We start from the raw sequence: 17211 nt of genomic DNA, 5'->3' as shown, positions 1-17211 counted from the left end.
CGGGCGGGCACATTTAAATACCCTCACGTCCAGTCTGCCCGTCGGTTCGAGGAACCGATACGGAGGCGTTAATATGGCAGAACCAGAGGTGACGATAGGCTACCACGCATCACACGAGCAGTTTCCCCCGAGCTCGCTGCTGCACCTCGCACAGCGCGCTGAGAACGCCGGGTTCCGGAGCATGCTCTCATCGGATCACTTCAACCCCTGGACCCCTGCCCAGGGGGAGAGCGGGTTCTCCTGGTCGTGGCTCGGTGCGGCGATGCAGGCGACCTCGCTCTCCGCGGGCGTCGTCTGCGCGCCTGTGCAGCGTTACCACCCGGCCATCGCCGCACAGGCGGCAGCAACCCTTGCGGAGATGTTCCCCGGCAGGTTCTTCGTCGCCGTCGGGAGCGGCCAGCTCCTCAACGAGGGGATCACGGGCGACGCCTGGCCCCCCAAAGAGGAGCGGAACGAGCGGCTGCTCGAGGCCGCGACGATCATGCGCAGGCTCTGGGCGGGCGAGACCGTGACCACCACGGGCATGATCCGCACCGTCGAGGCGCACCTCCATACCCGCCCTGCCGAACCGCCGAACCTGATAGGCGCCGCCCTCTCCCCCGAAACGGCCGAATGGCTGGGAGGATGGGCGGACGGCCTCATCACCACAGCGAGGCCGGAGAAGCAACTCAGAGAGATGGTGGAGGCGTTCCGCCGCGGCGGCGGGGCGGGGAAACCGCTCTACCTCAAGGTCGACCTCTCCTACGCCCGGAGCCACGAAGAAGCCGTGCAGGGGGCGCACGACCAGTGGCGGGCGAATATCCTCTCAGGACCGGTGCTCGAGAACCTCCGGACGCCCGAAGAGCTCGACGCGGCCGCGGAGTTCATCACCGCAGAAGAGGTCGCGAGCGAGTTACGGACCTCAGCGGACCTCAGCGAACACATCGAATGGTTAACGACCGACATCGAGCTCGGCTTCACCCGGCTCTACCTCCATAACGTCAACCGCGAGCAGGAGACCTTCATCGGCGATTTCGGTAGAGAGGTGCTGCCGGCCCTGGCCCGCCTGGCCCCTCTTCCGGCGGCGTGACGGGCGGACCGGAGGTTCAGGTATGGACAGGAACGGGATCGGCTATTACGCTTCCCACGAGCAGTTCGGGCCGGGGGATCTGCTCGGATATGTGAGAGCGGCAGAGGCTGCGGGGTTCCACTCGGTGCTCTCCTCAGAGCACTTCCACCCCTGGAGCGAGCGGCAGGGGGAGAGCGGGTTTGCGTGGTCGTGGCTCGGTGCGGCGATGCACGCCACGGAGATGCCGTTCGGGATCATCACCGCCCCGGGCTACCGCTACAACCCGGCAGTCGTGGCGCACGCGGCCGCAACGCTCGCCGTGATGTTCCCCGGCCGGTTCTGGGTGAGCATCGGGAGCGGCGAACTCCTCAACGAGGGGATCATCGGCGAACGCTGGCCCGGCCGGAGAGAGCGCAACGATCGGCTGCTCGAGGCCGCGACGATTATGCGCGACCTCTGGGCGGGGGAGACCGTCACCCGCGACGGACCCGTCAGGGTCGAGAGAGCCCGGCTCTACACCCGCCCACCCGAGCCTCCGCTTCTCCTCGGGGCGGCGAACGCCTGCAGCACCGCGGAGTGGGTCGGCGGGTGGGCGGACGGCCTCATCACCCTGGCAAAACCGCTCTGCCGGCTCGCGGAGATCATCGACCTCTTCCGCAGGGGCGGGGGAGAGGGGAAACCGATCTACCTCAAACTGGACGTCGCCTACGGGCGTGACGACGAGGAGGCGCTCAGAGGGGCGCACGACCAGTGGCGGAACATGATGGTCGGCGGCGGCCTCATCACCGAGGTCAGGACGCCGCGGGAGTTCGACGCCATGGGGGAGTTCGTCAGGGACGAGGACCTCCGGGAGAAGATCCTGATCTCGGCGGACCTCGACCGGCACATCGAGCGGCTGCAGGAGTTCCTGGACCTCGGGATCGACCGGATCTACCTCCATAACGTGACGAAAGACCAGACTGCGTTCATCGAGGACTTCGGGCGCGAGGTCCTCCCCGCGGTCGGCAGGTGATACCATGCAGAAGAACGGCTACAAACCTATCAGCGACTATGCCGTCATCGGGAACCTCCGGACGGCTGCGCTCGTCGGGACGGACGGCTCGATCGACTGGTGCTGCTTCCCCTACCTCGACCGGACAAGTGTCTTTGCCGCCCTGCTCGACGCCGGGCGGGGCGGCAGGTTCAGGGTCTCGGTCCCGGGCGCAGGGCGCGGGCGGCAATGGTACGTCGAGGAGACCAACATCCTCAAGACGGAGTTCTCCGGCGACGCGGGGACGCTCGTGGTGACCGACCTGATGCCGCTCTCGGGGGATATCGAGGGGCGGGCGGGCTCGTTCGCCCCGCCCGAACTCTACCGCATCCTCGAGTGCAGCCGGGGAAGCGTGGAGGTGGCGGTCGAGTGGTCGCCCCGGTTCGATTACTCCCGCGGGACGACCGGGGTCTCGCGGATCCCCGGCGGCTGGCTCGCGACCGACGGGAGAGACGACATGACCCTCTTCGGCCTCGAAGATGCCGGAGAGGTCGAGAGAGCGGAGGGCGGGCACACCCTCCGGGCGGAGATCCCGATGCGGGAAGGCGAACGGCGCGTCCTGATAGCCCGGTGGGGGACCGAAGACCTGACGTACGCGCCCGACGGGGCGGAGGCCGTGGAGAAGCAGACGAGAGAGGTCTGGCGGGCGTGGGCGCACAGGAGCGGGGCCGCCCACGCGGAAGAGTGGGCGGGCGACCTCCTCCCGCTCCTCGTCCGGTCCGAGCTCGTCCTCAAACTGCTGACGAACACGGCGACGGGCGCGATCGCCGCCGCACCGACGACATCGCTTCCCGAGGATATCGGGGGCGTGCGGAACTGGGACTACCGGTTCTCCTGGATCCGTGACTCGGCCATGACGGCGCAGGCGCTCATCGCGCTCGGGCACGAGGCGGAGGCGATCGACCTCCTCGCCTGGATGGAGCGGGTCTCGGAGATACATGCCGAAGAAGAGCCGGGGCTCCGTCTTATGTACAGCATCCACGGGTGGACCAACCTCGAAGAAGAGGAACTCCCCCACTTCGAGGGCTACCGGGGCTCGCGCCCGGTCAGGATCGGGAACGAAGCCGCCACCCAGCTCCAGCTCGAGATCTACGGCGAGCTCCTCAACACCGCGTACGAGCTCGTCCGGCGGGGGTACGAACTCCCGGAGAAGGAGATGGCATTCCTCACCGGGGTTGCGGACGAGGCGTGCTCCCTCTGGAAAGAGCGTGACCACGGGATCTGGGAGATCCGCGGCGAGCAGCGCCACTACGTCTACTCGAAGGTGATGCTCTGGGTGGCCCTCGACCGGGCGGTCCACCTTGCCGAGCAGTACGGGCTCGAGGGCGATAAGAAGCGGTGGGCACGGGGTGCTTCGGCGATCAAACAGGAGATCCTCGAGGAGGGCTACGATGCGGAGGTGGGCGCGTTCGTCCAGTCCTACGGCTCAAAGGACCTCGATGCGGCGAACCTCCGTATCGGGCTGCTCGAGTTCCTTCCCTTCGATGACGAGCGGGTGCAGTCCACGATAGACCGGACGATGGAGGAACTGGTGGAGAACGGTCTCGTCTACCGTTACCGGATGGACGACGGCCTTCCAGGGGAAGAGGGCGCGTTCGGGCTCTGCACGTTCTGGCTCATCGACTGCCTGGCGCTCTCCGGCCGCATCAGTGAGGCGCGGCCGCTCTTTGAGCGGATGGTAAACCACGCAAACCACGCGGGCCTCTACCCCGAACAGTTCGACCCGGAGACGGGCGAGTTCCTCGGCAACTTCCCCCAGGCCTTCACCCATATCGGGCTTGTCAACAGCGCCCTTTACCTCGCCTACGCCGAGGGAAAACCGATTCCGGGACACTCCCTCATAGGGACGCCGGAACACCGTGCGGAACTCGAAGGGAGCCGCCTCCGGAAGACGCTGGTTTGAAGGGCGAGACTTCGAAAACATTCGTCGTTAACGTCAGGCATAATTATCCGGGGCGCCATACCGGAGACCATGAACCGAAAGAGTATCGGTATACTCCTCCTGGCCGCTCTCGTCGCGCTCGGCGGCATCGCCGCCGGGTGCGTCGATGCGCCGGGAACGACCGTCGTGGACTCCGCCCCCCCTGCGGGGGAGGGGGCGCCGGACGACGCCGCCGGCGTGGCTGCGGGGAACAACCGGTTCGCGCTCGACCTCTACCGGCAGCTCGCGAGCGACCCGGACACCGGCGGCCGGAACATCTTCTTCTCGCCCTACAGCGTCTCATCGGCCCTCGCGATCACCGCCGAGGGCGCCCGCGGCACGACCGCCGACGAGATCCAGTCGGTGCTGCACCTTCCCGAGAACGCGACCCTCCGGCGGTCGGGGTTCGCCGCGATCGACGCCGGCCTGAACCGTGGGAACGATAACTACACCCTCCGGGCGGCGAACGCCCTCTGGGCGGAGGAGACCTACCCGTTCCTCCCGGAGTACGTTGACGCGGCCGCTCAGTGGTATGGGGCGAACGCAACGAACCTCGACTTCGTCGGCAACCCGGAGGGGGCGCGGCAGAGGATCAACCGGTGGGTCGAGGAGCAGACGGAGGAGAAGATCCGCGACCTCCTCCCGGCGGGCTCGATCGACGCGCTGACGCGGCTCGTGATCACGAACGCGATCTACTTCAAGGGGACCTGGGTCGAGCAGTTCAATGCGAACGAGACGAGGGATGCGGAGTTCCGGGTCGGGCCGAACGAGACCGTCCAGGTCCGGATGATGCAGCGGACGGACGAGGAGGCGGTCTTTGGGTATGCGGAGACCGACGCCCTCCAGGCGCTCGAACTCCCGTATGCGCACGGAGACGGAACGAGACTCTCGATGCTCGTCCTCCTCCCGAAAGGGGATGACCTGACGGCCGTGGAGGAGAGCCTCGATGCGGAGACGGTCGCAGACCTCCGGGGCTCGCTGGATTCGCAGAGAGTCAAGGTCTACTTCCCGAAGTTCACGCTCGAGACGGAGTACAGCCTCCCCCGGACGCTTGCGGCGATGGGGATGCCGACGGTCTTCACCACCGATGCCGACCTCTCCGGGATGGACGGGACGCGGAACCTCTTCGTCAGCGACGTCGTCCACAAAGCCTTCGTCGACGTGAACGAGGAGGGGACCGAGGCCGCAGCGGCGACGGGGGTCGTCGTGAAACTGGTGAGCGCGCCCATCGAAGACACGACGCCCGTCTTTAAGGCAGACCACCCGTTCGTCTTCCTCATCGTGGAGAATGATTCAGGCACGATCCTCTTTATCGGCAGGGTCGCGAACCCTGAGAGCCCGTAACGATAGACCAGGGAGGGGGAGGGGCGGTGCCGCCCCCTGCTCCTTCACGATCTCGACCGTCGCCCAATCCCTCCGATGGGTTCCCGGGTTAGAGACACCATGCTCAGGTGACGCTTCCGACATTCAACAGGTCATTTCCTAAACGACCGTTCACCCGGCCCGGAGAATTCGTCAATTCGGGATGGGACGCTGAGATCCCGGGTGAACGGGGTCATTCCCTCATTCACGAACAAAGTGCGAGCGGCCTTGCATTCTTGTTGCGGTAGAGTTCAAGAGCAGTAACCGCATCAATCGTCTCATTGGTGATCAAGGTGCGAATTCCCGTCTCGTTATGTACAGGCAACCCATAACGAGATATAGCCCTATCACTTTGATACGGGGGAGCGGTTTGAAATTTTAGGGGAATTAATAAGCGGGATTACTGGGCCTCGTCATGCGTAAACGGGAATCCAGGGTACCAGCCGAAAATACAAAGATCTTGCGGTTGGTAATTCAGGGGAGGGGTCAGGTTAGTGCGGAAGGTGGGCTGAAATGAAAGATTGCATGAGGGAATGTCAGAGAACATAGGTGAGCGATTCTACAGAGCAGGGAGGTCGGTTTGTTAATTGCCGCCCCCGTTGAGGGTTTCTACAGGACCTATCCTCTATTATTTCGTTCTCTTATTCTTTTCATTGTGGGTAAGATCATGCCAAAAAAACTATCATTCAGTATAAATTTCAAATCGTACGTCGACCATGCGGATTCTGCAACGCAACCAAGGTTACACAATTTACAATCGGCATATTTGGAATAGGTTCTTTGTTCTTCTCTCCAGACATCCGACAATTTATTTTTACACAGGTCTATCTCTCTTCCACCCGGGAAAATGTCAGGTTGGGCTGAAACGAAAAGGCAGGGTGATTGCAAAAAACCTTTTTCATTGATCTGTACACTTTTCCAGGGATTACACCGGTAATCAAAATCTCCTAGTTGATTGAGGAATCGTGTTGAATTACTGATTGGATACAATGATTTATGATCAAAAAGGACCTTTTTAACATAATTGATCTGCTCATGAGTCGGTAAAAATTCTTTAGCGGTTGCAGCTCCACCCGGGTCTAATAAATTAAAAGATATTGTATCCATTCCGAGATCATCGAAGATCATGTGAATTACGTCGTGCAATTCATATGCATTTCTGTTACTGATGGTAACCATTCCACAAACGTACACGTCGGCCTTCAACTCAGTCAGACCGGCCATGAGTTTGCGAACATTTTCTTTAATTCGTTCTAACCAATCCACGCCCCTGACTTCTTTATATATCTCTGACCGTGTACTATCTATCGAAATTCCGAAAAAATCGAAACTCTCCGCTATCTTTTCTATATGCCATTCTTTAAATAAACTCAAGTTTGTAACAACCATCGTGATTAATCCCTGAGATCTTGCATACGACGCGAGTTCGAACAGATCTTCGCGAATAAAAGGCTCTCCACCACTAAAAGTTAATGTCACAACACCGAGATTTGCTAATTCATCGATAATTTTTTTCCATTCGTCTGCATTCGTCTCGTCCCCTCCTTTATTTTTCCACATATCACAATACTTGCATCGGGAATTGCACACAGACGTAATGGTAATATACGCATATGTTGGGCGTTTGACAGAGTCAAACACACGATTCGAGATGTGGTTCTTAAAAAACCTTACACCGGCTGATTTATTCATATTATCACGGTCGTCTCCTCATAACACTATGAAGCGACACCTGTATCCAGGCAAACCATGTCAGCCCGAATATATAATATTGTGGCCGCCCCGGCCCGATCCACCTCCGACATGCCCCACTCTCTCGAGACAGATGCGCGTACCTCGACAATTTGCGGCTTCTCCCGACGCATATACCGGGGCAGCGTGAGAGCGAGACCCCCGGGCGCGGGCAGGCAACTCCGACATTTTGCATCGGGAGAGAGAATGTATGGTTGAAGTTATGTAGGGGCCGATGCAGCTCCTGGTCGTCGGATTTTCCGACCCGGACTTCCACGGCCAGATTCGCCGGGCACTCGGATCGGTCATGGAGAAAGGTATCGTCAGGCCTTCGTCGTCTACTTCACCGGTCTCGTGGGAGTCATCGGCACCACCCGCGATCATTGCGGCGGTCATCTTCCTCTCGGTCTCGCTCGTCGCCGGCTACCTCCTCGGCGGACCGGGCGGCGGCACGAGACGCGTGCTCGCCGTCGGGACGGCGCAGCGCAACCTCTCGGCGGCGCTGGCCGTTGCTACCCTCAACTTCACCGACCCGGACGTGATGGTGATTATCCTCGTCGTCGGGCTGGCCGGTCTCGTGCTGCTGATCTTCGCCGGCGGAGAACTCGGGAAGCGAGCGAAGACAGGTGATGTTTTTCTTGAGAGAACTGCCGTCACGCTCCGGCTCTGGATACTCGTATGCACGGGGCCCCCGGCCGATGCCCCTTTCACGCCGTCCTGAGCCGCTCGACGATCGTCTTCTGGAGGTAGCCGATGATCGGCATGTCCGAACCGATCACCGCATACCGCCCGGACCCTGCGGTGGCGACGGCGAGGAAGTCGCGGCCGTCGACCAGGATCGCGCACTCGTCTCTCCTCAGGTCCCCCATGACGGGCCCGTTTACCGGCGCGGAGTCCAGGAGATCGACCACGGTCCCTTCGGCCTCGTAGATCGGGAGGTTGATGCCCGCGTACTCCTCGCTCTTCCGCACGACCACGTAGAGATCGATCTTTCGCTCGAGCGGCTTGATGATCGTGTAGTAGCGCCGGAGGAATTCAGGGTTGTAGCAGAGGATCACCATGCTCTTCCTGACCCGGCGGAAGAGCGAGGAGATATGGTTCTCGATCGCCCAGCCGCTCCGGAGGATGAAGAACGAGACCGGTGGGATGCGCGGCTTGACCGAGAGGCTCTTTAACGCCTCCCGGGTCTCGTCGAGGGACCGGACGTAGTCTTCTTTGAGCCGGTCGAAGACCATGTCGATGTCGAGGACGTAGTAGGAGGCCGGTGACCCCTCTTCCACGCCGATGAACCCCCGCCGGGCCAGGTCGTTCAAGATCTCGTAGATCCGCCCGCGAGGAACCCCGCTCAACTCGTGGATATCCCGCGCGGTCGCCTTCTGGAGCCCGACGAGCGTGGAGTAGACGCTCGCCTCGTACTCGTTCATCCCGATAGCACGAAGTCCGGGAACGATCTCGACAGTCATTGCACCTCTATTTGGTTGCAACAGGTTTATCAGTTGCGCGGAAAGAGAAGTTGATCAGCGAGAGAGAGCCTGGATCTCCTCGCGAAATGTCTTCGCGCAGCAGCCACCCCTGAAGGGAGGCTGCTCCGGCGAGGATGACAAAGAGCATGCACAGACGATATCACCCGAAACGATAGGACCCGGCATCCCGGGCGGGGGAACCCCCCGGGCAGAGCCGTCCTGAACCTGCTCTCTAACGTATCCGGCGGTTGACCCGATGTGTGGACCGGTCGTCAGTAGCCGGCGAGAAGCGCGGAGATGAGCCGCGCCTCGCCCCGCCGCAGGTGCTCAATCGCGGTGGTCTTGCTGATGCCGAGCTTTTCTGCCAGATGCTGGCTGGTGATCCTGCGCGGGTACTCGTAGTAGCCGTAGCGGTTCGCCGCGATCAGGAGGTCTCTCTGCCGGGGAGTGAGCCGCGAGAGGAGAGCGTCCCCGGAGAAGGTCGCCTCTTCGAAGATGACGTTTCTGACCTCCCCGTAGGTTGACATGAGACGAAGGACCCGGTTCAGGTTCTCGGCATCGCCGATGCAGGCGTAGACGCAGAGATCGAGGGACTTGTACATGGGAGAGGTCCAGATGACGTCCAGGTCGAACTCGCGCATCTTCTCCCGCAGGAACTCATCCTGAATGGCGCACCGCATGAAACAGGTATAGGTCCGGCCGGAGACCCTCAGCACCTCAAGGGAGCCCAGGGCCTCGGGGAACTCGAGATCGCCCACGGTGTATCCCTCCTTCATCGTGATCTCGGAGACCACCGCCTCTTCTCCCCGATCGAAGTCCATCTTGAGGATCTCAAGGACTTTCAGGGACTCGACCCGGTCCATGAACCGTCTCGCGGCCCGGTTGATCTCCCCGGCGTCGGCGGGCATGCCCATCAGCGGGTCCTTCGGACGGACCTCGACGATCATCTTCCGCATTATACTCCGCGTAGGACCCCACCACCCATAAAACCCGTACATGTACGGGCGAACCTTGAACCCCCGGCCCACCGTACCGATCGGTATGGGAGGGAAACGAGCACCCGTTGCAGAGGCACCGGACCCCGGCACCGGTCCCGGCGCGGGTTGCAGTAACTTCATCTCCGGTCCCACAAAAACAGTACCTCCGACAAACGAGCCGGATAGAGAGAGGGAAGACGTGAACTGCGCAACAACCCATAGTGCCGGACCCTGCCGGGGTCCCGGTGACACCCCGTCCCGGAGATCGGCACACCGCAAAGCATCTCTCAGGGAACCGTTCCCTGAGGAGACCGACCAGGTATGGATCGAGGCAGGGTTCCTTCCCCCGGCAGACTGCCGAAGTGCCGTCGCCCTGCTCCACCGTCTGGCCATGGAAGAAGAGCCTGCAGCATCCCTGCTCTCGCCCGCCCTCGTCGCAGCGGCGATGAGATCGGACGAGGCCGGCTGCGGCTACCGGATCCTCGATTCCAAGCGCCTCCGGCGCACCGCCCGGGAGTACGGGATCGACCCTGCCGGCAGAGACGATGCCGGGATCGCGCGCGCCGTGACGCTTGCCGTCATCGCCGATTACGGGGAGACGGCCCCGGAGGAGCGGGCATGAAGAACCCCTACGAGTGGCTCGCCGCCGCCATCAACAACCACACCTGGGCCGTCGCCGGAGTCGCTATAGCGGTCTTCATCGTGGCGTTCTTCGGGCTCTCGATGGTCTCGATGGAGACCAGCGACGACGCCTACCTCGACAAGACCACGCCCCGCGGCGCGCTCCTGAACCACTATGCCAAGACCTACGGCTCCGACGCGATCATGCTCATCTACGAGGCGGATAGCGTAAGGAGTCCGGAGATCCTCAGGTACATCGACCATCTCCAGGAGGATCTCAGAAACGAACGCTACGTCGATACGGTCTCCGGTGTCGTCGACCTCTTGAAAGAGGCGAACGGCGGCACCCTGCCGTCATCCAAGGCGGAGATCAACGGGATCATCAGTCAGGCTCCACCGGAGATGGTCGAGCGGATGCTGCCTTCGGACCTGATGACGATCAGCGTCATCGCCCTCGAGCCCGGCGTCTCCCAGGTAGCGCAGCAACAGGTCGTCGGGAACATCAAGTCCATCGTCGCCATATCGGAGCCCCCGCCGGGGCTCACCGTCACGGTATCCGGCAACCCTGCGTTCTCGCTCGAGATGGGCGAGGCGATGGGGTCCGAGACGGGCATGCTGATCCTGGTGGCCATGATCCTGATGGTCCTCGCGGTGATGCTCCTCTTCTCCCACGTCAGCTACCGTCTTCTCCCGGTCGGGGTCGTGACCGTCGGCCTCATCATGACCTTCGGGTTCATGGGCCTCTTCGGTATTCCCATCAGCATGGTGGTGGTCGGGGCGTTCCCGGTGTTGATCGGGATCGGGATCGACTACGCGATCCAGCTCCACGCACGGTTCGACGAGGAGGTCCGGCGCGGCACGATACCCGAGGCCGTATGGGCCACCGTCACCCAGATGGGGCCGTCGATCCTGGTCGCGATGTCGGCGACGGCGCTCGGGTTCATCGCGATGTTCTTTGCGCCGGTGCCGATGGTGGCCGACTTCGGGATGGTCTGTACCATCGGGGTCGTCTCCTGTTACCTCGCGGCGCTGATCGTCGTCCCGATCTTTGCGATAGTCACCCATTACCGGCCGAAGAAGGAGGCGACAGAATCGACTCAGGGATCCGGAACGTCCCTCATCGAGCGATACGACCGCCTCCTCGGCAGGCTCGCCTACACCGTCGCGAAGTACCCGGTCCCGGTCATCCTGATCTTCTCGATGGTCGCGGCAGGCGGCTTCTACCTCGACCAGAGCGTCCCCGTCAGCGCGGACGAGAAGACCTTCGTTCCCGGCGACATGCCCGCCCTCCTCTCCCTCGAGAAACTCACCCGGGTCATGGGGTCGACGAGCACCATCCCGGTCGTCGTGCTTGCAGACGATGTCCTCTCCCCCGATACGCTCGCCTGGATAGATCGGTTCGGGGTCTACGAGCAGGAGCATAACGACAAGATAACCGGGGTGACGAGCGTCGCGACCCTGGTCAGGCAGTATAACGACGGGGTGCTTCCCTCGACCGAGCGGGAGGTCGACGCCGTCATCGCCCGGATCCCGGAGGCGACCCTGAAACGCTACCTCAACGGGAACCTGGAGGCGGTGCTTGAGTTCTCGACGGTCGATATGGAGATGAGCGTCGCCCGCGACCAGGTCGGGAGGATACAGAAAGACGCGGCGTGGAACAACCCGCCGGCCGGCGTGACCGTGAAGATCACCGGCCAGATGGAGATGTTTGCCGCCGTCATGGACGACATCAGCGATTCGCGGGTGTATATGACCATCCTCGGGTTCGCATTCATCCTCGGCTTCCTGGTCCTCGTCTACCGGAAGTTCGGCGCCGTCTCGCCGGTCATCCCGATCGTCTTCATCGTGGGCTGGAACGGGGCGATCATGTATCTTCTCGGCCTCGAGTATACGCCGCTGACGGCCGTCCTCGGCTCGATGACGATCGGCGTCGCCTCCGAGTACACCATCCTGATCATGGAACGGTGCGAGGAGGAGCTTGCGAAAGGCACGGAGTTCCTCGACGCCATCCAGACCGCTGTTCAGAAGATCGGGACGGCCATCACGGTCTCCGGGCTGACGACGGTCTTCGGGTTCTCGGCGCTCACGTTCTCGTCCTTCAACATCATCAGCAACTTCGGGATCGTGACGGTCATCACCGTCGGGTTCTCGCTCATAGGCGCGATCGTCGTGATGCCGGCGGTTCTCGCGCTGATGCACCGCTACACCGGACGCTCCCTGACACCAGCGGTGGCCGCTACCGCGAAGTAGATTGCTCCGGCACTGCTGAAATGACGGGGGCTCCGGCAACGGGGCCCCTGAATCCCGGGGCGCGAGATCCATATCAAGATTTATATACTATCTCTCATATCCATCCCCGGTGGTATACTGTGGCAAATGGAGACCTCACGGCGCAGGTTTTGGCGCCATTTGAGCCGGTTGAAGAACTGGCCCGTAACGTTATCCTATTCCTGCCGAATCTCATCGCAGCGATCATCATCCTCATCATCGGCTGGATCCTCGGCCGCATCCTCGGCAGAGTCGTCGCCGAAGTCCTCGACCGGCTCGGTGTCGACGACGCTCTCAGGAGGACATCGGTCGGCCAGCAGATTGAGAAATCCACGATGAACATCAGCCGCCTCTTCGACCTCATCGTCCGCTGGTTCATCTACCTCATAGCGATCCTCGCGGCGGTCAGCGTTCTGCAGATCCCGTCTCTGACACTGGCGGTCGCGGCGATCGTGGGCTACATCCCCTACGTCATCGCGTTCCTCATCATCCTGGTCGCCGGTATCATCCTGGTCGACTGGCTGATGGACCTCATTCAGGGCATGGGAGAGACCCGGAGGATCCAGGGCTTCGGGCTGATCGTGACCTTCCTCAGAGCGTTCCTCTACTTCGTCGTCGTCATCCTCGCGCTCCAGCAGCTGATGCTCGACCTCTCGATCATCTACGTCTTCATCGTCCCGATCGCCTGGGGCGTCGGGATCGGTATCGGCGCGGCGATCGCCATCATCATCGGGTTCGGCTTACGGGACCGGGCGCCGGAGATGATGGACCGGTTGATGGGCAGGATGGGAGGACAGTAACCTTTTTTTGGTTGACCGGTCTGCGGGGATGCCCGCACCTCCGGTCGTGGTGACGCGTGAGAGGCCATCGGACCTCGCTCTATGGTGGAGAGGAGACCGGAAATGCTCCGGCCGTGAAAGGATTCAGAGCCCGCCGTACTTCCGGACGTGCTCCCGGGCCCGGCGGCGGCGGGGATCGTCGTCGCCGGCAGCGGTGGTCCGGCCGTAGCGTTCCCGGTCCTCTCCTACCGGGCAGACCCTGATGCAGATCCCGCAGGGGGAGATGTGGCGGCGGGCGAGTTCGGCGCTGTTCGCAGCACAGGCCGCCTTATCGGTGAGGCCTTCGGGGTAGTCCCGTTCGTCGAGCGCCCCCGCGGGACAGGCCTCGACGCAGAGCATGCACCGGGTGCAGAGGTCCTCTGCGAGCACCGGATCGGGCGGGAGGGCTGCGGCGGAAAAGACCGAGCCGAACCGGACCCGCGGGCCGTACTCCGGCGTGAGGAGGGTATTGTTCACGCCGAAGGTCCCGAGCCCGGCAAGGTAAGCGGCGTGCCGGTGCGAGAAGAAGGCGACGGGGTTCTTCCTGAGCACCTCGATGCTCCCGTAACCGTCGCGGGGGACGAAGACCGAGGGGTAGCCGCAGTCGGTGAGGAAGGAGGCGAGCCGGTAGGTGTACTGGTCGAGCAGGGTGTTGACGGTCTTATAGAGCTCGTGGTAGTAGATCGAGGGGGAGGTCTCGAGAACCGGGAGGTGGATGGGGAGGCCGACGACGATCACCGACCGGGCCTCGGGGAAGATCGACTGCGGGTAGAACTCCTCCGGCATCCAGGGCAGGAACGGCGGGTGCTCCCACCGGTCAGTGCTCGCGACCCCGACGAGCGGGATCTCCATCCGCCGGCACCGCTCGAGGACGGCTGCCTTCAGGTCGTCATTCATGGCTATCGATCTCTCGGGGGCTGTCCGGAAAAGGGTTTGGTATGCCCGATACGACACAAAGCCCGCCTTCCCGGAACGGGAGGGTGAGGAAGGTGGAGGTCTTCCTCACCGGAAACGCCCTACCGGATGTCGAGGCGCATGAACCGGAAGTATGCCAGCCCGAAGAAGGTCACGGTGAAGGCGATCAGGGCGACGACGTTCTTCACGGCCCCGGAGGCGCCGGAGACCGGGTCCATTGAGGTCATACCCACAAACGAGCCCCCGCCGCCACCGGCCGTCACGGTCACGCTCTTTGAGGCGCCGCCGGAGACACCCAGGATCGCTTCGTAGTTGAGCGAGGGAGAGAAGAGTTTCACGACATCGTTGACGGCGCTCCGCCGCTCCCCGTACTCCCGGATCGCCTCCCGATACTGCTGCCACACCTCGCTCTCGGTATCGATAGAGAACGATGATCTCGATGCTTCGGCTCCCGAAGACGCTTGCGACCGGGAGATTAACTGTGCGGGAAACTCAGGCGGCTCGCCGACGACGGTGCTCATCACCGTATCGTTCATGGCCACCGGCACGAGCACCGCGAAGATGACGAAGACGATGATGCTGTAGATTAACGCGGTCCCGCTGTTCCCGGCGATGGTCGACATCAGGAGGGCGACGCCGAAGTAGGTGAGGATCATGAGGGCCGTGACCCCCCCGAATGCCAGGACGAGCACAAACTCCGTCAGGTCCGGGACAATCCCGATGACCAGGAGCAGCGCGAGGGCGATCGCAAGCACGGCGCCGAGCGGAAGGAGAAGCGCTGCGGCGCTTCCGAGGGCCTTGCCGTTGATCACCTCGTCCCGGTAGATCGGATGCGAGAGGAGCAGCTTCAACGACTTGCTCTCTTTCTCCTTCGTGATCAGGTCGAAACCGAGGGCGATCCCCAGGATCGCGCCGAGGATGATCAGCTGGGAGCCGACCGAGGTGAAGACCGAAAGCACCGAAGGCCTCTCCGGCATGAATCCCTGTACCTCTATATCGGATCCGGCCGCCGTCAGGTCCTCGTTGTAACTGTTCAGGCTCTTCTGGTAATCGGTTATGCCGCCGACAAGGCCGACCGTGCAGATGAGAAGGAGGATCGCGGTGATCAGGAGGAAGTTCCTGCTTCGCAGGTGGTCCGAGAACTCCTTTCGTGCCATGGGGATCAGTCCGCAGGACTCCACCGGTCACGCCTCCCGGTAGTAGGAGAGAACGATGCTCTCAAGCGACGGACGGTCGTCCGCGATCCGCAGGACTCTCACTCCCCTGGCGATGAGGAATTCGATGATCTCGTCGGAAATATCCGCATCGGCCTCTACGACGGCTTTCTTCCGTGAGTCGTCGTAGACCGCGCCCGTGATCTCCGCCAGCGCCAGGTCGGGCATCGGGTCGCGGGTCTCCACGGAGATGACGACCGCTCCGGCCTCGCGGTTCTGCAGGAGGTTGCCGGGTGCGTCGTGGGCGACGAGCCTCCCCCGGGCCAGAATGCCGACGGAGGTGCAGATCCTGTCCACCTCGGGAAGGATGTGGGAGGAGATGAGAACAGTCCTGCCTTCCTTCGCCTCGTCGCCGATGATGCGCCTGAAGTCCGCGGCGCCGGGAGGATCGAGGTTAGCCGTCGGCTCGTCGAGAATGAGGACGGCCGGGTCGTTCAGCAGCGCCTTGGCAAGTCCCAGCCGCTGCCGCATCCCCTTCGAGAACTCTCCGACGGGTTTTGTCACCCCGTCGAGGCCGACGAGCACGAGCAGGTCATCGATCCGTCGTTTTCGTTGTGCGGGGTCCATGCGATAGAGTTGTCCGAAGAAGTCGAGGTTCGCGGCAGCCGTAAGGTCCGCGTAGAACCCGACGTCTTCGGGCATATAGCCGATCCGGTGCTTCACCCGGAGAGGCTCGGTGACGATGTCCGCTCCGTCGATGAAACACCGCCCGCCGGTCGGCTCGATCAGCCCGACCAGCATGAGGATCGTGGTGCTCTTTCCTGCGCCGTTCGGACCGAGCAGGCCGAAGATCTCGCCCTGCGGGATACTGAAGGTCAGGTCGTCGACGACACGGTTGCCGCCGTATTCTTTTGTCAGATGTTCGAATCGGATCATGTCCGTTCTCCAGGTTACGCTTCGAGGCCGGGCGATAAGGTCTCGTGAGACGGGATCAGGAGGTGCAGATCCGGGAGAGGCCGGTGGTGTGAGGTTTACGTTCCCGACCTTATCGTCCGGTACCAGGGTGTTCTACGGGAAGGGAAATAGCGATTCTCGCACAAAAGTCTACATTTCCCGGAATACGTCGAGGATTGTGCGACAAAGGTTATTTACCCGGTCGGTCGGCCGGAAAAATGCCTTCCGAGAGTGGTCCGCGGCGACCTGTAGAGGATCGTGCCAGAGATCTTATTATCGCAGCATCCCACCTATGATCATGGTACTGCGCGTACTTGTGGGGCTCTGTGTGCTTGCCTGCCTTGCTTTACCTCTGTCCGCGCAGATCGTCCCGGCAGAAGCAGCCCTGATAGTCGACTCCGTCGAATATCCGGAGAATGTGCCGGATACGCACGGGAAGGTCTTCGTCACCGTTGCGGGGGCGACGGCGAACGCGGCCTCGGTTCATTTGAAGCGGGTCGGGGAGCAAAACGTGGCGATCGCCACGGAGTCTCTGCCGCGCGTGGTTTTCCTGGAAAGAGCCGGCAATGTCTATTTCGTCAGGAATATCGAGGGAGGGGTGACCGTCACGGTGAGCGATCTGGTATCGGGCGCCGGAACGGAGAGCAGCAGGCACACCCTCACTCCCGGCGAGAGGCGGTTCTTCACGGTGCCCGTCCGGGCCGGGGCGTCGCACCACTGGGTGGATATTCGCTGGGGCCAGCCGGGAGAGGAGATCACGCTCCACATCTACGCCCCGGACGGGACCCTCGGCCCGTACACCGACGCCGACGACGGGTTGAGCGACGGCCGGATCTTCCTCGACATCTCCTCGCCCGAGGGGCTCGCAGCGGGCGACTGGTACTACGAGATCGGCTGGGCGGGAGGCAGCGGGCCGGTGGAGTTCACGTTCGATACATACGGCAGGTGA

The 17211-nt window shown here is 62.3% G+C and carries 15 protein-coding genes; 9 read left to right on the top strand and 6 right to left on the bottom strand.

Annotation, left to right across the window (positions count from 1 at the left end; translation table 11 throughout):
- Nucleotides 1–73: 73 nt before the first annotated feature.
- The 4 genes from F8E02_RS05320 to F8E02_RS05305 all read left to right on the top strand — a co-directional run bounded on the left by F8E02_RS05320 (nucleotide 74) and on the right by F8E02_RS05305 (nucleotide 5343).
- On the top strand, nucleotides 74–1069 hold the full coding sequence (locus F8E02_RS05320) for a TIGR03885 family FMN-dependent LLM class oxidoreductase (protein WP_317064446.1): 996 nt from the start codon (nucleotides 74–76) through the stop codon (nucleotides 1067–1069).
- 22 nt (nucleotides 1070–1091) lie between these two features.
- The gene (locus F8E02_RS05315; RefSeq protein ID WP_317064445.1) at nucleotides 1092–2060 is read left to right on the top strand and encodes a TIGR03885 family FMN-dependent LLM class oxidoreductase; all 969 of its coding nucleotides are present in this window, start codon (nucleotides 1092–1094) and stop codon (nucleotides 2058–2060) included.
- Nucleotides 2061–2064: 4 nt separating this feature from the next.
- On the top strand, nucleotides 2065–3981 hold the full coding sequence (locus F8E02_RS05310; protein WP_317064444.1) for a glycoside hydrolase family 15 protein: 1917 nt from the start codon (nucleotides 2065–2067) through the stop codon (nucleotides 3979–3981).
- Between the two features lie 69 nt (nucleotides 3982–4050).
- The gene (locus F8E02_RS05305; protein ID WP_317064443.1) at nucleotides 4051–5343 is read left to right on the top strand and encodes a serpin family protein; all 1293 of its coding nucleotides are present in this window, start codon (nucleotides 4051–4053) and stop codon (nucleotides 5341–5343) included.
- Nucleotides 5344–5979: 636 nt separating this feature from the next.
- Here the strand turns inward: F8E02_RS05305 and F8E02_RS05300 are convergent.
- Nucleotides 5980–7053: a radical SAM protein gene (locus F8E02_RS05300; RefSeq protein ID WP_317064442.1), complete on the bottom strand. Its 1074-nt coding sequence runs from the start codon at nucleotides 7051–7053 to the stop codon at nucleotides 5980–5982.
- 274 nt (nucleotides 7054–7327) lie between these two features.
- Here F8E02_RS05300 and F8E02_RS05295 point away from each other — a divergent pair, with 274 nt between their 5' ends.
- A complete protein-coding gene (locus tag F8E02_RS05295; protein WP_317064441.1) occupies nucleotides 7328–7813 on the top strand; it encodes a hypothetical protein in 486 nt (161 codons plus the stop codon).
- On the opposite strand, the gene F8E02_RS05290 is transcribed toward F8E02_RS05295, so the two are convergent.
- Nucleotides 7800–8555, bottom strand: coding sequence for a TrmB family transcriptional regulator (locus F8E02_RS05290; RefSeq protein WP_317064440.1), 756 nt, complete (start codon nucleotides 8553–8555; stop codon nucleotides 7800–7802). The genes F8E02_RS05295 and F8E02_RS05290 overlap by 14 nt on opposite strands.
- Nucleotides 8556–8827: 272 nt before the next feature.
- Complete coding sequence (locus F8E02_RS05285; RefSeq protein WP_317064439.1) at nucleotides 8828–9511, bottom strand: helix-turn-helix domain-containing protein; 684 nt, start codon at nucleotides 9509–9511, stop codon at nucleotides 8828–8830.
- A gap of 220 nt (nucleotides 9512–9731) precedes the next feature.
- Between F8E02_RS05285 and F8E02_RS05280 the strand changes: the two genes are divergently transcribed.
- From F8E02_RS05280 to F8E02_RS05270, 3 genes are all read left to right on the top strand, one after another.
- On the top strand, nucleotides 9732–10154 hold the full coding sequence (locus tag F8E02_RS05280) for a hypothetical protein (RefSeq protein WP_317064438.1): 423 nt from the start codon (nucleotides 9732–9734) through the stop codon (nucleotides 10152–10154).
- Complete coding sequence (locus tag F8E02_RS05275; RefSeq protein WP_317064437.1) at nucleotides 10151–12403, top strand: efflux RND transporter permease subunit; 2253 nt, start codon at nucleotides 10151–10153, stop codon at nucleotides 12401–12403. Before F8E02_RS05280 ends, F8E02_RS05275 begins: the two co-directional genes overlap by 4 nt.
- A 149-nt stretch (nucleotides 12404–12552) precedes the next feature.
- Nucleotides 12553–13221: a mechanosensitive ion channel family protein gene (locus F8E02_RS05270; protein ID WP_317064436.1), complete on the top strand. Its 669-nt coding sequence runs from the start codon at nucleotides 12553–12555 to the stop codon at nucleotides 13219–13221.
- A gap of 123 nt (nucleotides 13222–13344) precedes the next feature.
- On the opposite strand, the gene F8E02_RS05265 is transcribed toward F8E02_RS05270, so the two are convergent.
- The 3 genes from F8E02_RS05265 to F8E02_RS05255 form a co-directional block, all read right to left on the bottom strand.
- Nucleotides 13345–14136, bottom strand: coding sequence for a 4Fe-4S binding protein (locus F8E02_RS05265; protein ID WP_317064435.1), 792 nt, complete (start codon nucleotides 14134–14136; stop codon nucleotides 13345–13347).
- A gap of 119 nt (nucleotides 14137–14255) precedes the next feature.
- Nucleotides 14256–15335 (bottom strand): ABC transporter permease, encoded by a 1080-nt coding sequence (locus F8E02_RS05260; RefSeq protein ID WP_317064433.1) that lies wholly within the window; start codon nucleotides 15333–15335, stop codon nucleotides 14256–14258.
- A gap of 3 nt (nucleotides 15336–15338) precedes the next feature.
- Nucleotides 15339–16244 (bottom strand): ABC transporter ATP-binding protein, encoded by a 906-nt coding sequence (locus tag F8E02_RS05255; protein WP_317064432.1) that lies wholly within the window; start codon nucleotides 16242–16244, stop codon nucleotides 15339–15341.
- A 316-nt stretch (nucleotides 16245–16560) separates the two neighbouring features.
- On the opposite strand from F8E02_RS05255, the gene F8E02_RS05250 reads away from it, so the two are divergent.
- Nucleotides 16561–17211, top strand: coding sequence for a hypothetical protein (locus tag F8E02_RS05250; protein WP_317064431.1), 651 nt, complete (start codon nucleotides 16561–16563; stop codon nucleotides 17209–17211).

The organism is Methanoculleus caldifontis, assembly GCF_032842345.1.
Classification (GTDB): Archaea; Halobacteriota; Methanomicrobia; order Methanomicrobiales; family Methanoculleaceae; genus Methanoculleus; species Methanoculleus caldifontis.
The sequence above is the reverse complement of the archived record's forward strand: the minus strand, read 5'-3'. Positions and strand labels throughout refer to the sequence as shown.